This window comes from Dyella sp. SG562 (genome assembly GCF_011759495.1).
GTDB lineage: Bacteria > Pseudomonadota > Gammaproteobacteria > Xanthomonadales > Rhodanobacteraceae > Dyella_D > Dyella_D marensis.
Window position 1 is genome coordinate 344,930 of record NZ_JAAOYS010000005.1, and the last position, 21,037, is coordinate 365,966.

At 60.0% G+C, this 21,037-nt stretch carries 32 protein-coding genes; all 32 read right to left on the reverse strand.

Going from position 1 to position 21,037, the window contains the following annotated elements; all coding sequences use genetic code 11:
* The 32 genes from FHW84_RS12390 to FHW84_RS12540 all read right to left on the reverse strand — a co-directional run bounded on the left by FHW84_RS12390 (position 1) and on the right by FHW84_RS12540 (position 20,995).
* Entirely contained in the window at positions 1-615 is a 615-nt protein-coding gene (locus tag FHW84_RS12390) for a hypothetical protein (protein ID WP_167255890.1), read from the reverse strand.
* Positions 603-1,043 carry a hypothetical protein gene (locus tag FHW84_RS12395; RefSeq protein ID WP_167255892.1) on the reverse strand — a complete coding sequence of 147 codons (441 nt, stop codon included), beginning with the start codon at positions 1,041-1,043 and terminating at the stop codon, positions 603-605. Before FHW84_RS12395 ends, FHW84_RS12390 begins: the two co-directional genes overlap by 13 nt.
* Positions 1,043-2,767 carry a hypothetical protein gene (locus FHW84_RS12400; protein ID WP_167255894.1) on the reverse strand — a complete coding sequence of 575 codons (1,725 nt, stop codon included), beginning with the start codon at positions 2,765-2,767 and terminating at the stop codon, positions 1,043-1,045. The genes FHW84_RS12395 and FHW84_RS12400 overlap by 1 nt, the downstream gene beginning before the upstream one ends.
* Positions 2,767-4,287: a hypothetical protein gene (locus FHW84_RS12405; protein ID WP_167255896.1), complete on the reverse strand. Its 1,521-nt coding sequence runs from the start codon at positions 4,285-4,287 to the stop codon at positions 2,767-2,769. Before FHW84_RS12405 ends, FHW84_RS12400 begins: the two co-directional genes overlap by 1 nt.
* A complete protein-coding gene (locus FHW84_RS12410; RefSeq protein ID WP_167255898.1) occupies positions 4,284-4,958 on the reverse strand; it encodes a hypothetical protein in 675 nt (224 codons plus the stop codon). Before FHW84_RS12410 ends, FHW84_RS12405 begins: the two co-directional genes overlap by 4 nt.
* A 65-nt stretch (positions 4,959-5,023) precedes the next feature.
* On the reverse strand, positions 5,024-5,191 hold the full coding sequence (locus FHW84_RS12415) for a hypothetical protein (protein ID WP_167255900.1): 168 nt from the start codon (positions 5,189-5,191) through the stop codon (positions 5,024-5,026).
* Between the two features lie 12 nt (positions 5,192-5,203).
* Positions 5,204-5,695, reverse strand: a complete 492-nt coding sequence (locus tag FHW84_RS12420; protein WP_167255902.1) for a Bbp16 family capsid cement protein — start codon at positions 5,693-5,695, stop codon at positions 5,204-5,206.
* A gap of 27 nt (positions 5,696-5,722) precedes the next feature.
* Positions 5,723-6,775 carry a major capsid protein gene (locus FHW84_RS12425; protein ID WP_167255904.1) on the reverse strand — a complete coding sequence of 351 codons (1,053 nt, stop codon included), beginning with the start codon at positions 6,773-6,775 and terminating at the stop codon, positions 5,723-5,725.
* A gap of 6 nt (positions 6,776-6,781) precedes the next feature.
* Positions 6,782-7,450 (reverse strand): peptidase, encoded by a 669-nt coding sequence (locus FHW84_RS12430; RefSeq protein ID WP_167255906.1) that lies wholly within the window; start codon positions 7,448-7,450, stop codon positions 6,782-6,784.
* Positions 7,451-7,536: 86 nt separating this feature from the next.
* Positions 7,537-7,794, reverse strand: coding sequence for a hypothetical protein (locus FHW84_RS12435; protein ID WP_167255908.1), 258 nt, complete (start codon positions 7,792-7,794; stop codon positions 7,537-7,539).
* Between the two features lie 45 nt (positions 7,795-7,839).
* A complete protein-coding gene (locus tag FHW84_RS12440; RefSeq protein WP_167255910.1) occupies positions 7,840-8,163 on the reverse strand; it encodes a hypothetical protein in 324 nt (107 codons plus the stop codon).
* A complete protein-coding gene (locus tag FHW84_RS12445; RefSeq protein ID WP_167255912.1) occupies positions 8,163-9,848 on the reverse strand; it encodes a portal protein in 1,686 nt (561 codons plus the stop codon). The genes FHW84_RS12440 and FHW84_RS12445 overlap by 1 nt, the downstream gene beginning before the upstream one ends.
* A gap of 270 nt (positions 9,849-10,118) precedes the next feature.
* Positions 10,119-11,567 carry a hypothetical protein gene (locus FHW84_RS12450; protein WP_167255914.1) on the reverse strand — a complete coding sequence of 483 codons (1,449 nt, stop codon included), beginning with the start codon at positions 11,565-11,567 and terminating at the stop codon, positions 10,119-10,121.
* Positions 11,564-12,184, reverse strand: a complete 621-nt coding sequence (locus tag FHW84_RS12455) for a hypothetical protein (RefSeq protein WP_167255916.1) — start codon at positions 12,182-12,184, stop codon at positions 11,564-11,566. Before FHW84_RS12455 ends, FHW84_RS12450 begins: the two co-directional genes overlap by 4 nt.
* Positions 12,181-12,720, reverse strand: a complete 540-nt coding sequence (locus FHW84_RS12460) for a hypothetical protein (protein ID WP_167255918.1) — start codon at positions 12,718-12,720, stop codon at positions 12,181-12,183. The genes FHW84_RS12455 and FHW84_RS12460 overlap by 4 nt, the downstream gene beginning before the upstream one ends.
* Position 12,721: 1 nt before the next feature.
* Positions 12,722-12,967, reverse strand: a complete 246-nt coding sequence (locus tag FHW84_RS12465) for a hypothetical protein (protein ID WP_167255920.1) — start codon at positions 12,965-12,967, stop codon at positions 12,722-12,724.
* Positions 12,964-13,086: a hypothetical protein gene (locus tag FHW84_RS23390; protein ID WP_279589734.1), complete on the reverse strand. Its 123-nt coding sequence runs from the start codon at positions 13,084-13,086 to the stop codon at positions 12,964-12,966. The genes FHW84_RS12465 and FHW84_RS23390 overlap by 4 nt, the downstream gene beginning before the upstream one ends.
* The gene (locus FHW84_RS12470; protein WP_167255922.1) at positions 13,083-13,433 is read right to left on the reverse strand and encodes a DUF4391 domain-containing protein; all 351 of its coding nucleotides are present in this window, start codon (positions 13,431-13,433) and stop codon (positions 13,083-13,085) included. Before FHW84_RS12470 ends, FHW84_RS23390 begins: the two co-directional genes overlap by 4 nt.
* Entirely contained in the window at positions 13,430-13,678 is a 249-nt protein-coding gene (locus FHW84_RS12475) for a hypothetical protein (protein ID WP_167255924.1), read from the reverse strand. The genes FHW84_RS12470 and FHW84_RS12475 overlap by 4 nt, the downstream gene beginning before the upstream one ends.
* On the reverse strand, positions 13,675-14,115 hold the full coding sequence (locus FHW84_RS12480) for a lysozyme (protein WP_167255926.1): 441 nt from the start codon (positions 14,113-14,115) through the stop codon (positions 13,675-13,677). The genes FHW84_RS12475 and FHW84_RS12480 overlap by 4 nt, the downstream gene beginning before the upstream one ends.
* Before the next feature lie 383 nt (positions 14,116-14,498).
* On the reverse strand, positions 14,499-15,167 hold the full coding sequence (locus tag FHW84_RS12485) for a hypothetical protein (protein WP_167255928.1): 669 nt from the start codon (positions 15,165-15,167) through the stop codon (positions 14,499-14,501).
* Positions 15,168-15,484: 317 nt separating this feature from the next.
* Positions 15,485-15,709, reverse strand: coding sequence for a hypothetical protein (locus FHW84_RS12490; RefSeq protein ID WP_167255930.1), 225 nt, complete (start codon positions 15,707-15,709; stop codon positions 15,485-15,487).
* 273 nt (positions 15,710-15,982) lie between these two features.
* Positions 15,983-16,276 (reverse strand): nuclease domain-containing protein, encoded by a 294-nt coding sequence (locus FHW84_RS12495; protein WP_167255932.1) that lies wholly within the window; start codon positions 16,274-16,276, stop codon positions 15,983-15,985.
* The gene (locus tag FHW84_RS12500) at positions 16,273-16,971 is read right to left on the reverse strand and encodes a metallophosphoesterase (protein WP_167255934.1); all 699 of its coding nucleotides are present in this window, start codon (positions 16,969-16,971) and stop codon (positions 16,273-16,275) included. The genes FHW84_RS12495 and FHW84_RS12500 overlap by 4 nt, the downstream gene beginning before the upstream one ends.
* 298 nt (positions 16,972-17,269) lie before the next feature.
* Entirely contained in the window at positions 17,270-17,605 is a 336-nt protein-coding gene (locus tag FHW84_RS12505) for a hypothetical protein (protein WP_167255936.1), read from the reverse strand.
* Positions 17,602-17,790: a hypothetical protein gene (locus tag FHW84_RS12510; RefSeq protein ID WP_167255938.1), complete on the reverse strand. Its 189-nt coding sequence runs from the start codon at positions 17,788-17,790 to the stop codon at positions 17,602-17,604. Before FHW84_RS12510 ends, FHW84_RS12505 begins: the two co-directional genes overlap by 4 nt.
* Entirely contained in the window at positions 17,787-17,993 is a 207-nt protein-coding gene (locus FHW84_RS12515) for a hypothetical protein (protein WP_167255941.1), read from the reverse strand. The genes FHW84_RS12510 and FHW84_RS12515 overlap by 4 nt, the downstream gene beginning before the upstream one ends.
* Entirely contained in the window at positions 17,990-18,493 is a 504-nt protein-coding gene (locus tag FHW84_RS12520; RefSeq protein WP_167255943.1) for a hypothetical protein, read from the reverse strand. Before FHW84_RS12520 ends, FHW84_RS12515 begins: the two co-directional genes overlap by 4 nt.
* Entirely contained in the window at positions 18,414-19,256 is an 843-nt protein-coding gene (locus FHW84_RS12525; protein WP_167255945.1) for a YdaU family protein, read from the reverse strand. Before FHW84_RS12525 ends, FHW84_RS12520 begins: the two co-directional genes overlap by 80 nt.
* Positions 19,253-20,155: a DNA cytosine methyltransferase gene (locus FHW84_RS12530; protein ID WP_208399758.1), complete on the reverse strand. Its 903-nt coding sequence runs from the start codon at positions 20,153-20,155 to the stop codon at positions 19,253-19,255. Before FHW84_RS12530 ends, FHW84_RS12525 begins: the two co-directional genes overlap by 4 nt.
* Positions 20,152-20,496: a hypothetical protein gene (locus FHW84_RS12535; RefSeq protein ID WP_167255947.1), complete on the reverse strand. Its 345-nt coding sequence runs from the start codon at positions 20,494-20,496 to the stop codon at positions 20,152-20,154. Before FHW84_RS12535 ends, FHW84_RS12530 begins: the two co-directional genes overlap by 4 nt.
* Before the next feature lie 223 nt (positions 20,497-20,719).
* On the reverse strand, positions 20,720-20,995 hold the full coding sequence (locus FHW84_RS12540; protein WP_167255949.1) for a hypothetical protein: 276 nt from the start codon (positions 20,993-20,995) through the stop codon (positions 20,720-20,722).
* Between the last annotated feature and the right edge of the window lie 42 nt (positions 20,996-21,037).

The following is a 21,037-nucleotide window of genomic DNA, read 5'->3' on the forward strand; positions in this document are numbered from 1 at the left end:
TTATCGTCCAAGCCAGTTGATACGCCCGCTGCTTCCGGGCCACTTGGTGGAGAGGCTTTGCGGCCCGGTGTAGGTTCCGCCGTTGAGGATGGTCGTGTTCGAGGCGTTGGAAAGGCTCGGGGAAGACGCTGCACCCATGCCACCGTAGATATCGCCAGCGATGCCTGAAACACCCTTGATGAGCGCGGCGGTGTTGCTGGTCTTGGCATTCCACTGGGCGAAGTCGCCAGCGCCTTTCTGATTGAGCGCGTCGATGTTGTAGCCGCGAGCCTTCATGGCGGCGTTGATCTGCGCCTGCTGCTTATCCTGCTCGGTGAACATCGCCGTGTCGCCGAGGATGTCGGAAGCGCTACCCGTGGTCACATCGACGTTGTTGGCGGCCAAGGCAGCGACCTGTTGACCGCGCTGGAGGTTGCCACGGATGCGGGCCTGGTCAGCTTCATAGCTGCCCTCGGCAAGTGCGTTAGATGCCTGCTGCTTGTCCAGAGCGGCGTTCTGATCTGCAACGCCCTGCTGGTATTTGGCGGCCTGATTGTTGGCGTGAATCTGATAAGCCGTAGCCGCCGCCGTTCCTACGGCAGCAATGATGTAGGGAATGGCCGCTACCGCGCACATAGGGTGAACCTCGCGTGGATGCCTTCGATATCGAACGTGGCGCCAAGCCAGCGAAGCCAGCGCATGCTAAGTCGGTTGTCAGCGTGGGTGACGTTGGTCATGACTGGGTACTCGGCCTTAAGCCTGTCCATGACGACACGGGAAGCCTTGGCGAACGCTCGCCAATGGGTCTCAAGCAATGGCGTTCCGAGTAGCCACGGGATACCCACAGCAGCCATCAGTGACGGGTGAACAACACCGAAGATCGCCGCCGGCTCACCATCGAACAGGGCCGTATAGCTGACGCCCGGGTGCGACAGGCTCGTCTCAAGCGCCTCGAACGGACTGAATCCAGCCAGCTCCATCACCTCTTTGGCGTCTTCCTGGCGCATGTTTGCTGCCACTGCATCGACGTGCCATGGCTCGACGGAAACGATGTGGATGTGCATCAGTTACCGCCGACGCTCGTATCCACGATGATCCCCAGGATGCCTAGCGGCAAAGGATCGTCCTGCCTGATGAACACGCGACCCTGCTTCGACCACACATTGGTGATATAGGCGTCGATCAGATCGTTTTGCAGACTGTTCGGGTTGTAGTACCCATCATCGACCTGACGGCTGGGAACCTCGGTCAGATCGTTCACATCGCGGCCAAACTTCGCGCCGCGGGTGTTCTCAACGATCAGCGTGATTTGGTTGATCGACTTGTTCTTGGCGCGGATGCTTTCGCCGCCTGGAACGTTGACCTCCAGCGTCTCGAAATCCGACTGAATGGGCAGTCCGATGTGGACAACGGAGGCCGGGTAATCGATGGTCACCTGGCCGCCCGTCACTGTGGAGCGCGGCTTCACGTTGCCATCGGCAAGGATAGCCACCTTCTGCCCTTCCAGATGGGATAGGCCCGAGAAGGTCTTGGGGCAGTAGTCCCATGATCCGATAGCGACGTTACGGAAAGGCACGGGAACCATTCCGATGGGATGCACAGACACCACGGAGCTAGAGGTGAAGGCCGACACCTGGACAACGCACAGGGTCTGCACCTGGACCGGATTTCCGAACTCGTCGGTGACGACATTGCCGTCATCATCGAGCTGGGTGGTGTAGACGTAGAGCTTGACCCAGTTGCCCACGCTGGATCCGGTGAACGGCGCATAGCCGGTGCACGTCAGCGTCAACGTCTCGGTAGATACCCAGGACGTACCGCCCGTCAAAGTCATAGTGGCTGTGGGCGCCGTGGTGGAGTTTCGGCCGTCGTAGCTCAGGCCGGCGTCAACAAAGAAATAGTCGCGCTGATCCGAAAAGAACCGATCCGACATACGCTCGATGTAGCGCACCGTGGACCCGTTGATGATCCGCCGAATCGACAGATACACGACATCCTTGCCGGCCTCCGTGACGCAACAGACCGATTCCACAAAACCGTTCACCCAGTCGCAATGGAACCAGCCAGAGACCTGCTGCTCCTTGAAGTAGGCCATGCCGAGCAGAACACCATCATTGCGAACCGCCCAAATCACCGACCACGGAGTCTGCTGGTAGGCCCAGTCAACAATGGTGAATCCCTGCACCAGGTGCGAGGCGAAGATGGTTAGGTCGTTGCCGGTGTAGTTGTCCACCGAGAACTGGTAGCCGATGTCGCGGACGTAGCTTCCCCTGCCCTGCACGAAGATCCCGCTGTCACCGATGACCAGCGCCGGAAGGTTAGATGAGCCGTAGTTGGTCGTGGGAACGAAGCTGATCGTGGATGGGGTGAGGACGTTGTTCTGTCCACCGCCGGACTTCCATTCCGCACCCACGGTCAGGACGATCATGTCCTTGAGCGGGATGAGGTCAGAAATCGCATTGACCTGTCGCGCCGCAATCGTCGCCGTAATAGCGTCATCGTCGGCAGTTGGTACCGATTTACCGAAGTTCGTGTAGTTGCTGGTCTTGCTGGCCCACAAGGTCTGCGGGCTATTGGCCGTGCTGGCAAAGAACAGGCGCTGGCCGAAGAATTCGACCACGCCGGGATAGCCGACTGACGGACCCCAGGCGCCAAAGGCCCAGTAGTCCGTGGAGTTAACCGCGCCCTGGGCATATTCCTTCACGGCGATGGCCGCTCCATTGGCCGGCGGCTGAAAGAACGTGATGGTGTGCGCCGTGTTGTTGATCGTCCAACCCTGCGTAGCCATCAGCCCTTCACCATGATGACGTTGTGGGTGGAGATGTAGCGGCCACGTTCACCGCCTGCGGCGTAGTTGCGGTCTCCCGTGTCGACATGTGCGACCAGAAGGTCACCAGCTTCACGCACGGATTCGACCGTGTCCCACTGGAAATCCAAGTCATCGCCACCCATGGGCAGGGACAGACCTTCAAGCTCATCACCGTAGACGAAACCTAGCTCCAGCGTCTCGCACCGCGTGCACTTGGAGATGATGAGCCATGCCCCGGAAGCGGTCGTGATCTTCCAGCAAGGCTGAACAGAGGTGCGGAACAGCTTGGCCGGAGCCATCGATACCGAAAGATCAGCATGGTCGACCACTACCACATCGCGCCCGTCGCACTCCAAGGCTGTGAAGCCGCCAGGGAAGAAGCTGTCCACATGGACGCAGTCGGATACCGGACCCGTAGGATTCGGCGGGTTGTTCGGGTTATCGGGGATCGGGACGCCGGCAATCGTCACCGAGTAGAGGCTCGGGATGTTCGACGTGTTGCCAGGGATCAAGAAGGTAAGCGTGGTGCCGTCGCCAGTGAACGACCAGGATCCGCCGGGGCTTCCAGTGCCGCCCACGACACCGGCAGGAAGCTGCTTCATCACCAGGGCAGAAACCGACGTGCCCGAGGTGTACCCGGTGATCTGGACGATGCCATAGCCTGAATCGACGTACTGCCACAGGATGCCAACTGTGTAATTGGCGGTCCCATCGGTGCGCGTGTCGCCAGGCCCATCCCACTGCGACCCTTGATCGTGGCTTGGACCGTTCCCGCCCGTCAGGGTGTAACCGCCAGACGGGACGCCTGCATTTTGAATGGCCTGGTAGGTCTTGCCCGCATTACGGCGGAACTGCCCGATGGCGACATTCTTCTCGCCAGCCGTCCACGGTTTCAGCGTGGAGAGGTTCTTGTTCTCCATGTACAGCATCATGCCGACCATCGTGGCGTTAAAGACGGACGAGTTGCAGGTGACCGTTACGTTGCCAGAGACCGCGGAGGCGGCCATCTGGATCGCCTGATTTGAGTTGATCGGCTGGAACGGTCCCTCAAGCGCCGCGTACGGCGCCAAGGTGAACGACGTGGACGACGTGCGGGTCAGCGTTTGCTGCGGATAACTTTGATGCGCGAAGTACATCACATCGGCGGACTGGGTGTAGTTCAGATCCCACACATCAGACAAATGCCATGGAGTGACTAGTTCGACTGGCACACCGCCAGACAATACGTACGCCCCATTGGCGATGAAGCGCATGTACAGCTCGCCAAGCTCAATCACATAGTTTTGCGTGATGTTGAACTGGAATGGGATAAGGCGGTTCTGCGACTTTGCCGTCGTGATGTATTGCGTACCGGGGCGATTGAAGACGCCGCCGTAGGCAGAGACGATCAGGTTTCGGCATGTCTTGAGACTGGATTGATAGCGGGCAAGGTCAACGCGCGCATGCAGCGTCGGGCTAAGCTCGCCACCCGTAAACGAAGGCTGGATGAGATCGGTCATGCGCGTGCCGCGATGGCCTTTGGGTCGGGCTTATAGTCCTGGCCCGATTCGTTGAGTGCCTGAGCACGGGCCGTGAGGAGAGCGTTTCGGTACTGGTTGCCGAGCGTGATGGCGAGCTGTGCGCCCTGAGGAACACCAACGAACGTGGTGACGACTTCCATGGCAATACGCCAGGAAAGAGCATCAATGAAACCTTGATCGAACTGATTGGGGTCTGTGATGCGACGGGTGTAAAGCAGGTAGGCCTGATCCAAGTCCGTCACAATCACCTTGGCATCCGAGCCGTTAGCGTTGGCGGTCATGACCTTCCAAGGCACGGGGCATGCGGGCGGCTGGAAGACGCGATAGGCGTCGCTCCAGCAATCGCGAAGGTAGGAGATGTAGACCGTTCGCGCTCCCATCGCATCGGTAACCTGACGAACAGCCAGGCCATCGATCGGATAGGCGTACTGGAACTGCCATCCTGCCGGCGAATCACCAGATACCATGGCGGCCGGGACAATGGTCGTTGCGAAGCCCCATGGGAAATCCGACAGACACTGATCCACGCAATAGTCATAAAACAGTCGGTACAGGTTGCCCTGCTTACTCGTCGCCTGCGGATCGGAAATGAACTGATCCACCCCGATTCGGGCTAAGGCTCGGTTGTAGATATCGATCTTCGAAGTCATGGCCGGCCCTGAAAAAGAGAGAGGCCCACTAGGGGCCTCTCAAGTCACTGCCTCGGGGATATGCGTTACTCGCCAGCGCCTTCCTTGATGCTGGGATCGGCCTTGACCGATTCGACAAACCACGTCGAACCGTCTTTCAGGCGCTTGGCGTCCACCTCGAACTCCTCGCCGGCATTGCGGTACTGCACGCCATCGTGGCCGTTCTCGATGGCGACAACCTTGACGTTTGCCATGGCGAACCCTCCTTACTGGACCGTGAAGCCAGAGGCGTAGATGCGGTTGATGTTGGTGGCCGGCGTCAGGAAGGCATCGAAGGCGCCTGCCGTCAGCGGACCGCTGGCAACGGTGTAGCGGATACCGACATAGCGGCGGTACAGGCCAGCCGGAAGACGGATCGCCACCAGCGTGGTGCCGGCGGTGGCGAAGCTGGCGAAGGCGATGGCCGGCGTGGAGAAGTGAACCTGGGCATTGGTGCTCAGAGCGGCGTCATCGGCCGATTCCAGCGTGATCGTCAGGGTTGCATCGCTGCCGGTATCGGTGGCCGTGACCGCGGTCGAAACCATCAGGTACAGGTCGCCAGGGCCGGAGCCGATGTCGATGCGGGCGTTGGGCGAAATGCCCGCCGCGTTGGTGGTGCCACCGGCAAGGGTGGAGAAGATGTCCAGGACGTTCGTGGAGATCGCAGTAGCGGTGACCGCCTGCGAATCCGAGAACTCGGTCTGCTTGTCGACGTACATGTGAGATTCCTCGTATCGAAGGTGGGATTAGGTCAGTGCGCTCTCGGTCTCGAGAATGCGATCCACGGTGCGGACCGGCACGCCGAGCACATTGACGGTGCCGCCCTGTGCCACGAAGCCGGGTTCGACCTTGCCGTACTGCTGGAAGGCATCCTGGATCGACAGCACGTTCTGCGACTTGTCCAACGCGCCGACAGCCAGCATCTCCTTCACGGAGCGCGAGGCGTAGAACACCGCACGGCCCATGCCGCGATGCGGAATGCGCGCCAGTGCCTTGACCATCAGCTTCGGCAACCACGTCGAGGCCGTATTGGCCTGGGTGCCAGACTGGCCGAGAAGATCGGTCATCGAGATGTTCGCGATGCGGACGGCATAGCGCCAATCCTTGACGTGCAGGCCGCACTTCCACTTGTAGATGTCGGCCATGGCGCGGAAGCGACCGTTGTTGGCGTCGAACGCGTCGATTTCGCCGAGATCCTGGTGCTGCAAGCCAGCCTGGGAACCCTTGGGGAAGATGCCGGTGATGGTTTCGGCGCCCCACAGGATCAGCCACACCGAGGTGCAGTTGCCAGAACCGCCAGCACCGATGACGTTCTTCGCGATCTGCGAGTTCGCCACCGTGATGGTGTTGTATCGCTGTGCCAGGCCGTTGAACTGCTCAGGATTCAGCGTGGAGTCGCCGTAGAACAGGGCCTGCGCCATGCCCTGATTCATCGCCTCCATGAAGGCCTGGCCCTCGGACAGACGAAACTCCGAAGTGTTGCCATTGAGATCGGCCAAGTCCTTATCGACCTCGGAGCGACCTTCCAGGATGCCGCAAGCATCTTCCACGGTCGCGCGAAGCGACTTGGACGGCGGAACGCCCTGGTACAGCTTGCGCCAGATCGCGGTGGGCAGGCCGGTGCGGATGGAGGCGCGATGGCCGGTGGGCAGATTGCCCTCGATGAACGGCATATCGAGCAGGATTTCGTTGGACTGCGAGAGCAGTTCAGCGACCTTTGCGACCTTGCCATCCGGATCGATGGACTTGGCCCAATCGAGCAGCGTCACAGCGCCCGAAGGAACGGTGAGAGTAGCCATGAGTTGTTACCTCTGAGGATTGGAAGACGGGTGGTCGAACAGCACCTGGGCGGCTGACTTGCGCTCGCTGCCACCTGCGGAAGCGGCATTCACCAACTTGTCGTCGGCGATGGACGTGCCGATGCGGTGGAACAGGCGCAGTACCTCGGGGTGGTTGCCGAGCCGGGTCTGTTCGAGAAGGGTTCGGAGTTCAGGCGTCGCGTAGGTGGCGAGCGCCTTACGTGCGACGGAGACACTGGCATCGAATTTCTCGCCGCCGATCTCCTTGTCAGTGCGTGAGGCTTCGGCCCACTGATCGGACTGCTGGGTAAGAGCGGTCTCGAACGCCTTTTGCTGGGCCTGTGCCATCTCGCCGCCGAGCGCGTACAGCTTGTTTGCCTGCTCCTGAGTCAGGTTCAGCTCGCGGGCAACGCCCTCGAACTTCGTCTGATAAGCGGCATCAACCTGCGTGCCCTCAGGCGGGGTGAATTCGTACTTCTCCGGCGCGCCTGCGGGCTTGTCGGTCACCTCATCGGCCTTTCCGGAGTTGGCCTGTGTGGTGTCCGGCGCAGTCTGCGTACTGGCGTCGGTCTTGGTGGCCGCGGCGTCGGTGACCAACGTCGCGGTAGTCGACTCTGCATTGGCGGCGGCCGCATCCGTGGTTGGTGTAGCGGCGGCGGTGGACTGCTCGGTCATGGGAACCTCGGGCAATAAAAAAGCCGCCCGGAGGCGGCTTTGGTTGGTCGTTACGGGGAATCCCGCAACGGAATGGAATCAATCGCTTAATCTTGATCTGTCGGGTCTAACTGCTTTGGTGCCCTGGCAAGCACGGGCTTTTCCGGATACTGAATGCGTTCGTCACCCACCGGATACCCAAGGCGATCATGCTCAGCGCGGCAAAGGGCATAGCCGACCTCATAGGCAACGTGCTCAGAATCAAACTCACCCTGGATGGATGAACTTCCTGCGCCATCGCCTTCCGACATGTACCGAGTCACCAGATACCGAGTCACCGGACGCACTTTGTATTCAACGAACATACCTCCTCCTCGCAGGCCTCAGCCTGCTGTCTATGAAGCTTGATGTCAGTCGTCCTGCTCGACGTCTGGCGGGAACAGATCGGCGTTGGTGCGCTCGCGCATCATCACCAGGTACTTGTCGTCAGCGACTGACATCAGCTCGCCGAACATGGTTGTTCCCACAGAGCGCTGACCCTCCTTGAAGAAGGTCTCGCTGGAACCCGTGAAGGTGGTCTTGAAGACGCTGGTCATCTCCAGATACCGACGGATGTACCGACGGAACTCCGGGTGATCCATCAGCGACTTGATGTCCTTGAGGTCGGCATTTCGGATGTTTTCAATGCGCTTCTTGTCGGCTTCCTGCTGACTTGGCGATCGGCGTCCGCTCATCAGCCCGCGCCCTGGTTAACCGCAGCGCCAGCCGCCCCAAGCAGCGATCCAGGCGATGCCACTGCCTGCCCTGCGTCCTTCGCCGCCTTCGCGTACTGAGCGACCGCCGGCGCCTGCGCAGCAAGCATGGCCTGCTGCTGTTGCTGCTGTTTCTGCTGACGAATGGCGGCGATATCGTCGTCACTACGGATGATCGACGGAGGCACACCAAGATCGTTGCCCACCTGCTGAGCGGCTTGATCGAAGTCCACCACGTCAAGAATCTGCGCATCGAGCGGAGCGAGAGATCCGATGAACTGCATGAACTGCGTGATCGAACCCACCTCAAGCAGCTTGAGGGCCGTCGCCAGTACCGAGGTGTACTCGACCTTGAGCGGCTGCCCTTCCAGCTCCGGCGGAGCCGGCGGGATAAGCCAAGTTGCCGGGTCCATGCCTTGAGACTGCATCAGCATCGTCTCGAAGGTCATGTCGATGATCTGATCCAGCATCTCGCTGTTGAGACGCTGTAACACCGGGCCAAGCATCAACAGGCGTTCCTGATTGATCTGGCTGATTTCGTAGGCGGTCTTGCTAGGATCGTCGACCTGGCCGGAGATAGCGAGGAACAGGCTGGTGTAGTAGCAGTCACGGATGCGATGGATGATGTCGCCCTTATCCGCCAGAGCGCCCTGGAAGTCGGGCTGAGTCTGGTAGATGGTCCGGATACCCCCCGAGTTCTGGCCCATGTTGATGGCCGTGAACTGTCCGGGGATGAAGCTTGCCGTGCGGTTGTCCAGCTCAGCCGGGCCATACGTCGGCGGATCCAGGTGCTTGTCATACGCTTCCGAAAGCTGGCGTTCGCGCACCTGTAGCGACTTCGTGTCAGCCAGCGCATCCATGCCAGGACTCGACCCGTAAGTGTCCTCGCCGATCAGATCCCATCGCGGCGCCATGAATGGCTTGGAGTCATACCCCGACTCGCGCAGGAACTTGTCCGAGTTGCCGATCTCCCAATAGCAGCTCGACCATGGTTTGTTCTTGGCGTCCAGCTTGTAGCTGTCACGGTCGACGTTCGGCTGGATGAGGTGTTCGATCTCTCGTTCTTCCTCCAGGTTGCCGTTCGTCCAGGACGACTGCACCGAAAGAGAGCAGTTCTCATACCCGAACTTCTCGACCATCTGACGGACGGTCATCTTCAGCTTGCGGCGCAGCGTGTCGACATCCCGCCTCGCGTCGGTACCAAGCCAATAGGTGCCGATCGTCATCGGATAGAACCGGATGACATCCTTATCATCGGGCTCGCAGTACACAGCCGCCGTGCCGTAATCGCCAAGCTCGCGGAAGACGCTTGGCAGCACGTAGTAAAGGTTCGAGCGGGCCAGGACGGACCGCATGCGCTCCTCAACGATGTACAGCCAGTTCTTGACCGCCGTCACCTCCATGAGGTTGGGGTCAGTGGTGAACAAGCGGAACCACGGCCTGGCCGGGTTCGTCATCCCCGAGAACATGCCAGCGCCAAGCGTTTTGGACGCCATGGTCGCAGCGGAGTTGAGGACGTACTGATCTTTCTTGTGGCCGCGGTTCTGTTCCGCCAAGCACCAGCGACCGGAGCGCGGCGAGATGAATCGCTGGATGTCGCGCCAATGCGGCTCGAATGTCTGGCGGTCGCGGTCAAGGGCAAGTGCGCGCTTCTTGTAACGCTGCAACTTGGTCTCGCCGACTCCAGGGGACGGCGGAGACTTCACCTTTGCATCCATATCAGGAGCCGATCAGCGTCTTCGAGCCGCCCGTGGGGGTCGCCGCGCCGCTGCCTCCCGTGACGATGGTTGACTGCTGGCCTGCGATCGACTGGAGGCGACGGCGCTCAGCCGCAGCGGCGGCGTCAGCGGTATCTGACACGGCCTGGCTAGGCTGCACGACGGGCGTTACCGCAGCCGTCTGCTGCACCTTGGGTGCGGAGGTTCCACCGAAGCACATTAGTTTCGAAGCCTCGCGAAGGGGTCGTATTCCTGCCTCTGCTGGCCGTAGTTCGGCAGCTTGAGGCCACGGGGAGTGACTGGGTAAGCGAATGTCAGCGCCAGGGCGTCGGCCAGGTCAGGCGACCGGCCTAGGCGCTTCTTGATGTCTTCTTTGGGTTCGATCAGGAGCTTGTCGCCCTTGAACGAGTACGTCGGCGTGGTCAGTTCAGCGATGAGGTTGGGAACCTTGGGAATCGCCCCGCCGTTCTTGATCCATTCCGCCATCTTGAACCACATCTCGGCACGCTTATTGGCGTACCGACCATCGTCTGCCGCCGAGGCGAAATGCACTCCGATAGGTCGCCGACCAAGCATCTGGAGGTTGTCGATCCAGCCTCCACCGAAGCCGCCCGTGTTGTCGATGAAAGTGGCGTCGCAGCTCCATTCCTGCTCCTTGCGAGCCACGATGCCGGCACCATCCGTAGTGCGCAGGTTGCGCATGACCTTAGGCTCGAAGGCCACGACGCCCTGCCGGGGAAACATCACGCTTGCATCGTCACCCTCGCGGGCCACGTCGACACCGAGAATCTTGGCTGACGACTCGTAGTCCGCTTCCCTGTAGTGCCGGTTCATCGCGGCATTCACATCCTCGATACCCAGCAGCGACCGAAAGCCGGCTGGCGGGAACAGCCCGAGGATCGTCGCCATCACCCACGGGTTGTCACGCCCGTAGCTGTCGATCATCTCCTGAGCGTGCTCTACGCTGACGCGTGGAGTTCGACTCGGGTTATCGGGATCGGCCGTGATCGTGATGATCTTCCACGACGCCGCACCGGTGACACAGGACTCGTACAGCAACCCATCCGTGCTGGTCGGGTTACCAGCCTGGATAACCGCGGCGTCTCTCGGGCCACCCGTGAAGATCTGCTGCGCCGCCTTGCCCACTGCCACCGGCATGTCACCCGTCTCATCCAGCAGGACAAACGGGAACTGGCTATGCAGGCCGGATAGCGCTCGACCGATCGCCTCCGTGTTGGCGTCCTTCGCAAACGACCGCGCCGAGAGAAACCAGGTCTCCGGGTGATCGTTGGCGTAGATCTTCTCCTTGGTCCAGGTGAAGGCGGATTGCAGGAACTTCGAACGCCCCTGCCACTTAGCCAGTTCGGACCAGAGGTTGTCCTTAAGATTGTCACCTGTGATCGACAGAGCCGCGCCCTTGGGATGCTCTCCCTTAGCCGCGAAGCAAGCCAGTCGATGCCACCCAGCCCAGGCCAGCGTGGCCGACTTGCCCGGACCCGTGCATGCCTTGAGACACAGCTTGCGCTTCGGGCTGGTCTCGCCACCCAGCGCCATCAGCGCATCCAATTGCCACGCGTCAGGCTCGATGTCGAAGTTGTCGCGCACGAACTTGACTGGATCGACCCGCCACTGACGGATGCGATCCTGTGCCGCGGCGAGCTGGCTCACTTGCTGTCTTCGTCGCCGGCGATCAGGTCTTCAAGGGAGACGCCGAGCTTGATCTGCTTGGGATCAGCGATGCTGTATGCCTCGCGCTCAAGCGTGATTAGCTTGTGAAGCGTGTCGCCCAAGTCCTTCATGGTCTTGGTTCGCCCTGGCAGACTGGTAACAGCGTGGTAGATCGCCATCATCTTGTCCGACAGCCCATCCTGTTCCTTGGATCCGCTAAGAAGTTCACCCAGCTCTTCCATCAACTCCCTGTTGCTGGTCTGTCCTTCCAACTCCTCAAGGAGGGCCATGGCTAGGACGCGTGCCCTTCCAATGTCCTTGCGATGGGCCAGTCTGACGTTGGCGATAACCTCAGCATTGGCCTCGATGATCGACCTGTCTGTTTCTGACCTCTCCGTGGAAACCTGACTGGAAACCTCGCGCTTGGAAACCAGCGCGTCTGCCTTTGCCTTGATCTTGGCCGACAGGTCACGGTCCCATCCATCGGTCCTGGCGCGCTTGTTGATGGCCGTATGGGAGATGCCATGGGTAGCGGCAATCTCTCGCACGGACAGCAGTCCGGCTCGGTAGTCGGATTCGATCCGCTCCCAGTCGGTCGGCTTCTTACCTTCGGTCATGGCGAACTCGTTTCTCGTTCCGCCCGAAGAATCCCCTGCAACGCCACTACCTGCTGGCCGAGTTGGCGTTCCCGCTGGTCGGCTTCGTCACCGGCTCGAACAGCAGCGATTGCAGCTTGGACGCGGTCTGCAAGGGCTTGGGTGGCGGCTGCATCAGCGGCGCGGGAACGGGCGGTAGCGGCATCGACGGTGCCGGAATGTACCGGACATTCGACTTCTCCCCGCAGCCCGAGAGTGCCGTTGCGTACACCAGCAGACACGGAATCAGCCACAGCCGGCATCGGGTCATGGGTCATTTCCTCGTACTTCGCGCTGAGCTGGTTGAACTGGCTGGTGAGGCTGTTGAAGCGGGCGACGGAGGCGGCAGAGGCTTTGCCTACTGCCTCATCCTGGGCGCTCTTATCGATGTCCCACTTGGCCTGAACTGATGCAGCTCCGGCCTCGTAACGGGTGTGGCCGTACCAGATGAACCCGCCAGCGAGCGCAGCCAGAACCAGCCCAATGGCAATGAGCTTGGCTTCCAGCGAGGCGAGCATGTCAGGCGATCTCGTCGGGTTTCTTCTGCCGAACAATCCGCGCTGCACCTGCCGCCATAACGGTCGACAGGCTTCCGATGCCAAGTGCGAGCCGAACCCAATGCGGGAATGCAGCTATCCATTCACTCGGAAGCATGGGCCACGCTTGCTGCGCCGCGCCAAGGGCAGCGGATACCAATATCCACCGCATCGACCACCAGCGTTTCCACTCCTGCCAGTCGTCGACGAGATGGTCGCGCAGGCTCACGACTGTGGCGCCTCGACTTCGTCGGACTTCTGGCTTTCCAGGAACGCAGCCGCTTCCGCCAGATTGGCGAAGTGATAGGCATGCGGCCCAATGATGATGATGATCGGGGGAGTGCTCATTTCTTGAGGGTCCGGTAGATTTCGTTCAGGTAGGCTTGCTGGGTCTCCGCTTGGCTGCGGAGTTCCTTGATATCGCCCTCAAGGCGCTGGATTTCCTCGCGCCGCTGAGACTTGATATCGGATTTCTCGGCGTTCCAGTCCGACCGGGCAACGACATACATGGTCGTGCTGACGAAAGAGCAGGCGAAGCAGATCGCCATGAACAGCGTGTTGATCCAGCTGCCGCCGTTGATGTTGACGTTATGGGCGTTGGTTTGACCGTTGATGCCGCGCCGCGGGAAATCTTTGAGGATCTGCCTCAGATCATCCAGCTGTCGATCGAGCTTATCCCCCTGTTCCTCGCTCACTGCCCTGATCTCCCTTTCAGCTCGTAGAGCGTCTTGAGGATCTCATCGACCTGGCTCTCAAGCTTCTGGAGGGCTTGAGAGGTCTTGGTGTCGAAGAAGGCCATGGCGTCCTTGTGGACGTACTCCTCAGCGACCTTGACCTCGTGCGCAGCAAGGCGACGCGTCAGCCAAGAGATCCAGCCGATCTGCATCAAGATCAGCGATCCGCCAAGACCTAGCGCCCAGGTAGTGAATTCCTGGCTCATGCGGCTTTCTCGAATAGCGCCTTTTCGGCGGCTCGACGCTTGATGAGGCCAGGCATAGCCTTTCCGCCAGCCATCACCCAAAACTTGAACTGGACTGCGGCGCCGGAGTAGTCCTTCTTGTTCAGAACCCGGAGCAGCGTGGAGCTGGCGAGATTCGCCGCCCCGAGATTGAACACGAAGTCGCACAGGGCGTCGAACTGGCCCTGTGTCAGAGGAACCATGACCAGCCGACTCACCTCTGCTGCGGCAATCGACAAGTCCTCGCCAAGAAGATCATTGGCCTTGTCCTCGGTGATCGAGTCGCCCTTCCTGACGCCAGCTGTGTGGCCGTACCCAATTGTCCAGGGTGCGCCACCGCTAGCCGGATCGGGATAGGCATCCAGTCGCAACCCTTCGGACGCCTTGACCAAGTTGTAGGCGTCTTGGCTCGGTTGCATGTTGGCTCCAGAAAAGAAAAAGCCCCGCGCTTGGCGGGGCCTGGATTAGGAGCCGGTCTTTCCCGGCCGTCATCGGTTTCCCGAAGAACACGCCATGAGCTAAAAGCCCACAGACATGTCCTGGCAGTACTTGTCGGTGGTCGGCACTGAACTCCGGCTTACATTCCGCTTGGTAGCGTCCTGACCCGGCGAGAGCGTACTAGACCGGCTATTTGCGAACTCAATCTCCAGCATTAAGGCTGCGCGTTCAGCTCTCACCTACACGTTCGAAATGTGCGAATGGCGTTAGGTAGCCATCACCACGCTGCGTACCAGCCTACGCATTCACCGACAAATCTAGGTTACTACAACTACGCGCGAGTCTATGGGGTTTTATGGTGGACCTAACACCCACCAATCGCCTCAACGAACTGACGGTGTGCACGGAGCAGGCTTTGGGCGCAAAGCTCGGCGGTCCATTCGTACACCCTCTGCCAGTCGCTATGGAAGGTCTTCCACTCGATCCCACAGGCTTCCGCCCGTGCACGACTACTTACGGATTGGTGGCCACTGCCGAGGCAGGCCATGCACATCCTGACGGGACCTGTTGCGTCAATCGTGATCGTTCGGCCATTGCAGATAGGGCACAGCCCTGCCCCCTGCATCTCCCGAATAACCGCCTTTCGTACCTTGAAGTAGCCTGGCGCAGCAAACGGCAGCTCGGTCTTCACATGGATCAGCCGCGGCCATCGATTGGCGTGAGCCGATGCGTAGATTCCGCGGGCACGGTCGCCACGCTGGGCAACGGCCAGCACAGCATTCAGCATGTCGTCTTCCCGCCTCTGCCATTCTTGGCGCTGGGCGTCAGCTAGCACTTCGAGAAGGTGTGCCTCGGTCAGTTTGGCTCCATCCGGCCACCAGACCTGGCAGAGCATTTCCCGGCCGATGCCATCTTCCACCATGCCGAGGGCAGCGGCGATGTCCTGCGGAGTAAGCTCGGGGATGCCTCCCGATCCGACATCGAACCGGACGTTCTTCGGGTTGAGCCTAGCCATCATTCGGCCAATGTGCATATCACTCTCCCCTCTTTCTATGTTTGAGTTCTCTATCCACCCACACCAGCGACCGCTGGAAGGCTTGGGCTTGTCGTACGGAATCCGGCACCAACCGCTTGCGCAGGTCGCTCTGGATCAGCTTGAGCGCTGCAGTAGGCAGACCCTTGACCTGTTTAGGCGTTAGCTCGTTCATTTGATGCCTATGTCGCCTTTCTGGCGCTCCCATTCTGCGAATGCTTCCACCATCGATTCTCCAGCTACTGACAGGTAGTAGCCTCCGCAATAGACACCGCACCTCCACTGTCCAAACACCAGCCTAATTCGTGGCTTGCGTTTCACGCCCTTCTCCAGTTCTGCACCACTGCGATCACCTCATCCTCAGATGAGACGGTGAAGATACGTTCGCCACGCCAGTCCCGTGCGAAGGCGGTTTGGTTGTCGTTGAGACCGCGGCGACCGTAGGCGGTCTTGGGGTTCTTGGCCTCCACGAGATGATTCCGACCTACACAACCGACAACCAGGTCAGGGAAGCCAGAGATCCCCGTACTGACCGTATCCATGACCGTACATCCGAGGTCTCGAAAGCACTTGGCTAGAACATCATGGTTGGCGTCTTTCTTGGAGCGCATGTCAGCAGGTCGACTTCATCTGAATTGGGCATCGACCGTTAGGACACACATATCCTTCGATGCGATGAATTGACCTTCCGCATTCACCACAGACTGCCACTACGTCATGGTTTGTCTGCGTCCATGGACCTGGAAGCTTGGGAATGAGCGGAACGCCCAAATCCCTGGCCTTCTCAAACGGAGTTTTATCTTTTTCGCCGCTATTCACGCCACTTCCCCTTGAATCAACGCCTGAGTCCGAAGACACCCCTCCGCATGCGCAAGTCGGACGGTCTCGCGCGTGTAGCCTTCGGGGATGGGTGAGCGACCATCGACCACTGAATGGCAGCTCATACAACCGAAAGCGCCCATGCAGTCCGGTGGCTTGAGACCAGTTCCGGAATAGCCGGACAATCTGTAGTGACACAAAACCGTGTCATCGCCGCCTCCCGTACAGTGCGGAAGCCTGATGAGACAAGGCTGGCCCTTTGCCATGCGGCGGGTGCGGGTGGATCTCATGGCGACAACTCCACCATCGTCAGCTCGCGCCCGTAGACAGCGCCGGTGTCGATGTAGTGCACGTTCGCCAACCAGGTATCAACCTTCATTGGCGTGTGCCCGACGATAAGCTGCGCAAGGTCGCGGATGGGTGCCATTGCATAGCCGCCTTGGAACGCCTGCACACGCGAGCGCGACCAGAGGCAAACCTCGCTGATGCGACGACGCTTGTTGTTCGAATCAGCGCCAGTGATTTCGGTCACGAACTCATCCCATGAGTCACCTCCGATATCGGCATGCACGATGCCGACGCGACCGACAGCGCTATCGATCTCGATGGCATATGGAAGGATATCGAACACTTCGGCGAACTGCTTCTGGCGATCTTCGCTGATTTCGAGGAACCAAGCTCCGCCATTGCCGACGTAGTTCATTAGGTCATGGCGACCAGACGCCACGCCTATTGCCATCTGCTCATGATTGCCACGCACTGCATGGAACCACGGTTTCGCGATCCAATCGATTGCTTCCTCACTGGAAGGTCCGCGGTCAACCAAATCGCCAACACTAAACAGGCGATCCTTAGCCTCATCGAATGAGACCTTGACCATGGCATCACGAAGCTTGTCGAAACATCCATGGATATCGCCAACCACGAAATCCCGGCCATTCTTATTCCTGGAGAATCGACGCACCGGAGAGGCGGTAAAGCTCATACCCCAAACCTCAAATGCTCAGGCTTCCATACGCACTGGTCCCAGGTGGATTTGTCGTAGGAATCGGTGATGGGTTCGAGGCATGCTGACGGGCACATGCCAATAACGCCATTCTCTAGGCGAATACTCGTGTCGAACGCGCCTCTTTCTCGAAATCCGGCGTTAGGACTTGATACAGTTCCGACAACGGTGGCCTCTGTGCCTAGCATTCCATCCAGAACAATTGATCTACCTTTCACCGGACCATATGGCCGCGTGCTTCGCGCGACTCTCACCCTCTGCCCCACATAGAACCGGCTCATACCCCGCCCTCCCGATGCTCAACATGACGCCTAACGCCAGGACGCTCCACACCTATCCTGCCCCCGTAGACGCGTGAGTTTTCCCGGGCATCCAGGAGCCGTTCCCGCTGCCGTTCAATGCGTACGGGATCGTCGTCGTAGGGGATTCCCAAGACATCCACGGCGATTCTCAAGTATCGATACGCACAGGCGCGGGAACATCCGTAGCGGTCCGATACCCCTTCAACCATGTCGCCCATCAGGAAGTGTGGATCGCGCGCTTGGCGTTCCTGCACATTCAGAGTGATGCGTGCCGCCAGTTCGGTCGGGCGGTAGCTGTGGTACTTCTTCATGTCGCCTCCTTAGGCGTGATGCCACAGGTGCATGAATCCCACTCAAGCATTGATGGCCCGACCAGTAATCCGTCCCAATCGCGGTGGCAGAAATGCCATCCGGCATCCATTTCTTCTTGGGTGAGATATACGGAAGCATCATTCATCAATGCTTCCCAGCGGGCGTTGGAAATGTGGACGGTCATGGATTAGCTCCCCACAACTTGACCGGATAGCGATTGGCTCTCCCGATGCCGCGGTGCGAGATCACCTTCATGCGATGAAGCTCCTCGACATAGTGGCGAATGCTATGCACGTTGGCCGACAGGACCGAGGACAGCTGGCCGATGGACATGGGCGATAGCTGTAGGGCGCCGATGACGCGGCAACGCAGAGGCAGCGGCTTCATGTGGAAGCTTCCTTCCAGAACTGCGTCACCGGACCATGATCGGCCAATGCCTCAGCGCGGCACTCGTCGCATACCGGCTGCTCCTTCGTGCCCTTCTCGCAGCAGCGCGGGAAGTCGTCAGTCTGACGGATCTGCGGCGGCTTGTTCTGCCTCGGCTCCTTGACCCGAAGCATTTCGCCAAGCTCGTCCATCGCCTTCCTGGCGCGGGCCTTGGATTCCTCGGATTCAAGCCGCGGAAGCTCGCGAGGCTCCTGAAACGACGGCATCGACTCCAGAAAATCCTGCGGCGTCGGCCAGTGCTTCATGCGGCCAGCAAGGTCGATGAATGCAGCTCGGAACCGCGGCCGATCACGTTCCTCATGGAACACTCGGCGGTGCGTGATCGACTCGAACCAGGTCGCGACCGTGCCCGGAATTACCTCACCCGCCGGCTGTCGTTCCAAGCCGAGCGTGAGCAGTTTCTGGAAGCCCGTCAGCAGTTCGTGTTTGATCCAGTCCATTTTTCATACCCTCAAGTGCCATGATCGCGGTCATCGTCTTGCCCTGAACCGGCTGTGGGCCAGCCCTTGGCAGCGGAGCGATCACGGTGGTTGCGGTTTTGGCGTGGTTGGTGCGGGCGATACCAATGGCGTAGGCGAACAGCCCGGCGCCATTGATGCCGCGACTCCTGGCATCGCCAACAGCGTCAGAAAGTTCTTTGGCCGTAACACCCTCATCGCGGGCAGCCAGAAAATCGACGTTGCTTTGGTTGATCGTGTGACAACCAGCGTCGCGCATGGCTCGACCTGCCTCCCCTTCCCACGTCACGCCCGCGGGCTTTTCTATCTCGCTTTTAGTTATGGGGTATGGGGATTGGGGAGCTTTCGCCCTGGGTTTTTCTGAGAAACCCAGTGGGTTATTTGAATTAAACCCATTGGGTTCTTCGTGAGTTACTGATGGGTTTTGATTCCTCGGCCTCCCACCCTTCGCTCCGTTGGCCTTGGCAGCTGCGATCTTGGGTGCCGCCTTGGCGATCTCGTCCTCGATGCGTGAGTTAGCCCAGCTGTCGTCACGCTGCTCGAAGAAATCGGCCAGCACCTCGTCAACTGCCTTGCGTTCCGCTGATGACTGGCACCGCGCAATGGCGTACCGCTGGGCATGCGGCACCGGACGCTCATTGGTGTAGTACCAGTCAATGAGGCGCGTGTAGGCGCCGTCCTGCAGCATCGTCAGGTGCAGCGTCTTGGCCAGGTAGTGGGCCGGGTAGCGCGGGTAGTAGTTCATGCCGCAGCAGCCTTCACGGCATCACCGAGGCTCAGCCCTCGGGATTCACAGTACGCAGCAATGAAGTCTGCTGCGGGTCGGGGATCGATCGCGTTCCCGAGGGCGCGCAGCTTAGCCACTCTGGCGGGTATCCCATTTCCCAGCCAGCGAACTCCGGGTGGAGGGAGAGGCCGCCAGACCGGTTCCTTTCCGTCGGTGCATTCGATGTACTGGCGACCCTCCAGGCCGATGACGGAAGCGGTAATCCCCCGGCTCCGAAGGTCATGTTCGGTCCACCCTTCTCCCCATCCGAAGCCCGGGCGGTTGGCCAAAGCGCGAGCACGATTCGTCGTATCGCTACCTGGCCGGCCGAGTTTCCCGCTTCGTTGTTCCCGTTCCGTGCCGGCGTATTGCTCGTAACGGTCGGCCACAATCCAATAGCGATCCCGAAAGTGGTCCGCACCTGCGCTCGCGGCTTCGATAGGTTTGGCTGCCATGGCGTAGTCCATCGCTTCCATGTCACCGAACACGAGGCCGAGCCAGTCAGTCGCGCTCGCAACCTGCTCTCCAAAGATGACTGGAGGCAGGCGCTGCGCGATGAGGTGCTGCCATGACGGCCAGAGATGCCGCTGGTCTGCAAACCCAGCTCTCTTACCTGCCGCGCTGAAAGGCTGGCAAGGGCAGCTGCCAGTCCACACGGGTCGATCCACCGGCCATCCGGCAAGCGCAAGGGCAAAGGGCCACCCGCCGAGACCGGCAAAGAAATGACATTGCGTGTATCCGGCAAGTTCGTAGGGTAGAACTTCATCGATGCTCCTGGTGTCGATGTCGCCGGTAGGGATGTGGCCGGCGTCCATGAGGTTGCGCAGCCAGGCGGCGCAATACGGGTCTATCTCGTTGTAGTAGTGAGCCGCGCTCACGCCGCATTCCCTCCAAACACCATCGACCGATACCGCGGGCACATCGACGCATGCCGATTCGGGTTCTTGCCCAAGCCGACCATGGTCATCACGCCTTCGCGAATGGCCTTGCGGAAGATGCTTCCCCAGGCGCGATCCGTGGTCGGAGCGCCATACCCCATCCGCTCAGCAGCCTGGGTGACGTGCCAGGCCTCGAACTCCTGGTGGCGCTGTGCGTAGCGATACAGAAAGCCATAGGCCAGCTCAGGCCATTCGTCGTCCTGGCGCTCGGCAGCGCTCAGGGCTTGTTCCATGGCGGCGTCACGCTTGGCGACAGCCTCGGCGAAGCTTCGGATCACCATGGGTCGCCCTCCGCGTCAGCGCCATAGCCATAGGCGTGGCGAAACCATGCAGCATCAAGCCACGCATCAGATGCAGCCTTGCGTGGGCTGGGGGATATCCGATAGGACACGCCGGAACGTGATTCGGGCGTCAGTTTGCGGGCGACTACGACATGCACGGTCTTGCGCCCGTCATAGTCAGTTTCGACATGGTCGCCAGCGCGAAGATTGAAGGGCGTCTTTCTCATGCATCCCCCATCGAAAGGATGCGATAGCCCTTGTAGTTCACATCAGCGAGAGTCCGCTTGTTCTCGGACTGCTTGCGGATCGAGGCGTCGATGTCGATGTAGTCCGCCTTCTTAAGGCGCATGTATGGCGGCTTCTTGTTCGCCAGCGCCTGATAGCGCTCCAGCTCATCGAAGAACCCCAGCAGCCTGAGCTGCGGTTTCGTCAGCTGGTAGTGCTGGATGTTGGGGCTATCGACAATGCCGATCTGTGGTTTCTTGGCATGTGCACTCATCAGCGAACCCTCACGATCTGGAACAGCTCGCCACCGTTGGCG

Bases quoted from the DNA above. Each gene is read 5' to 3' on its own strand.
- FHW84_RS12390 (WP_167255890.1), bottom strand. From the start codon at position 615: ATGTGCGCGGTAGCGGCCATTCCCTACATCATTGCTGCCGTAGGAACG.
- FHW84_RS12395 (WP_167255892.1), bottom strand. From the start codon at position 1,043: ATGCACATCCACATCGTTTCCGTCGAGCCATGGCACGTCGATGCAGTG.
- FHW84_RS12400 (WP_167255894.1), bottom strand. From the start codon at position 2,767: ATGGCTACGCAGGGTTGGACGATCAACAACACGGCGCACACCATCACG.
- FHW84_RS12405 (WP_167255896.1), bottom strand. From the start codon at position 4,287: ATGACCGATCTCATCCAGCCTTCGTTTACGGGTGGCGAGCTTAGCCCG.
- FHW84_RS12410 (WP_167255898.1), bottom strand. From the start codon at position 4,958: ATGACTTCGAAGATCGATATCTACAACCGAGCCTTAGCCCGAATCGGG.
- FHW84_RS12415 (WP_167255900.1), bottom strand. From the start codon at position 5,191: ATGGCAAACGTCAAGGTTGTCGCCATCGAGAACGGCCACGATGGCGTG.
- FHW84_RS12420 (WP_167255902.1), bottom strand. From the start codon at position 5,695: ATGTACGTCGACAAGCAGACCGAGTTCTCGGATTCGCAGGCGGTCACC.
- FHW84_RS12425 (WP_167255904.1), bottom strand. From the start codon at position 6,775: ATGGCTACTCTCACCGTTCCTTCGGGCGCTGTGACGCTGCTCGATTGG.
- FHW84_RS12430 (WP_167255906.1), bottom strand. From the start codon at position 7,450: ATGACCGAGCAGTCCACCGCCGCCGCTACACCAACCACGGATGCGGCC.
- FHW84_RS12435 (WP_167255908.1), bottom strand. From the start codon at position 7,794: ATGTTCGTTGAATACAAAGTGCGTCCGGTGACTCGGTATCTGGTGACT.
- FHW84_RS12440 (WP_167255910.1), bottom strand. From the start codon at position 8,163: ATGAGCGGACGCCGATCGCCAAGTCAGCAGGAAGCCGACAAGAAGCGC.
- FHW84_RS12455 (WP_167255916.1), bottom strand. From the start codon at position 12,184: ATGACCGAAGGTAAGAAGCCGACCGACTGGGAGCGGATCGAATCCGAC.
- FHW84_RS12460 (WP_167255918.1), bottom strand. From the start codon at position 12,720: ATGCTCGCCTCGCTGGAAGCCAAGCTCATTGCCATTGGGCTGGTTCTG.
- FHW84_RS23390 (WP_279589734.1), bottom strand. From the start codon at position 13,086: ATGAGCACTCCCCCGATCATCATCATCATTGGGCCGCATGCCTATCAC.
- FHW84_RS12475 (WP_167255924.1), bottom strand. From the start codon at position 13,678: ATGAGCCAGGAATTCACTACCTGGGCGCTAGGTCTTGGCGGATCGCTG.
- FHW84_RS12480 (WP_167255926.1), bottom strand. From the start codon at position 14,115: ATGCAACCGAGCCAAGACGCCTACAACTTGGTCAAGGCGTCCGAAGGG.
- FHW84_RS12485 (WP_167255928.1), bottom strand. From the start codon at position 15,167: ATGCACATTGGCCGAATGATGGCTAGGCTCAACCCGAAGAACGTCCGG.
- FHW84_RS12490 (WP_167255930.1), bottom strand. From the start codon at position 15,709: ATGGATACGGTCAGTACGGGGATCTCTGGCTTCCCTGACCTGGTTGTC.
- FHW84_RS12495 (WP_167255932.1), bottom strand. From the start codon at position 16,276: ATGAGATCCACCCGCACCCGCCGCATGGCAAAGGGCCAGCCTTGTCTC.
- FHW84_RS12500 (WP_167255934.1), bottom strand. From the start codon at position 16,971: ATGAGCTTTACCGCCTCTCCGGTGCGTCGATTCTCCAGGAATAAGAAT.
- FHW84_RS12505 (WP_167255936.1), bottom strand. From the start codon at position 17,605: ATGAAGAAGTACCACAGCTACCGCCCGACCGAACTGGCGGCACGCATC.
- FHW84_RS12510 (WP_167255938.1), bottom strand. From the start codon at position 17,790: ATGACCGTCCACATTTCCAACGCCCGCTGGGAAGCATTGATGAATGAT.
- FHW84_RS12515 (WP_167255941.1), bottom strand. From the start codon at position 17,993: ATGAAGCCGCTGCCTCTGCGTTGCCGCGTCATCGGCGCCCTACAGCTA.
- FHW84_RS12520 (WP_167255943.1), bottom strand. From the start codon at position 18,493: ATGGACTGGATCAAACACGAACTGCTGACGGGCTTCCAGAAACTGCTC.
- FHW84_RS12525 (WP_167255945.1), bottom strand. From the start codon at position 19,256: ATGAACTACTACCCGCGCTACCCGGCCCACTACCTGGCCAAGACGCTG.
- FHW84_RS12535 (WP_167255947.1), bottom strand. From the start codon at position 20,496: ATGGTGATCCGAAGCTTCGCCGAGGCTGTCGCCAAGCGTGACGCCGCC.
- FHW84_RS12540 (WP_167255949.1), bottom strand. From the start codon at position 20,995: ATGAGTGCACATGCCAAGAAACCACAGATCGGCATTGTCGATAGCCCC.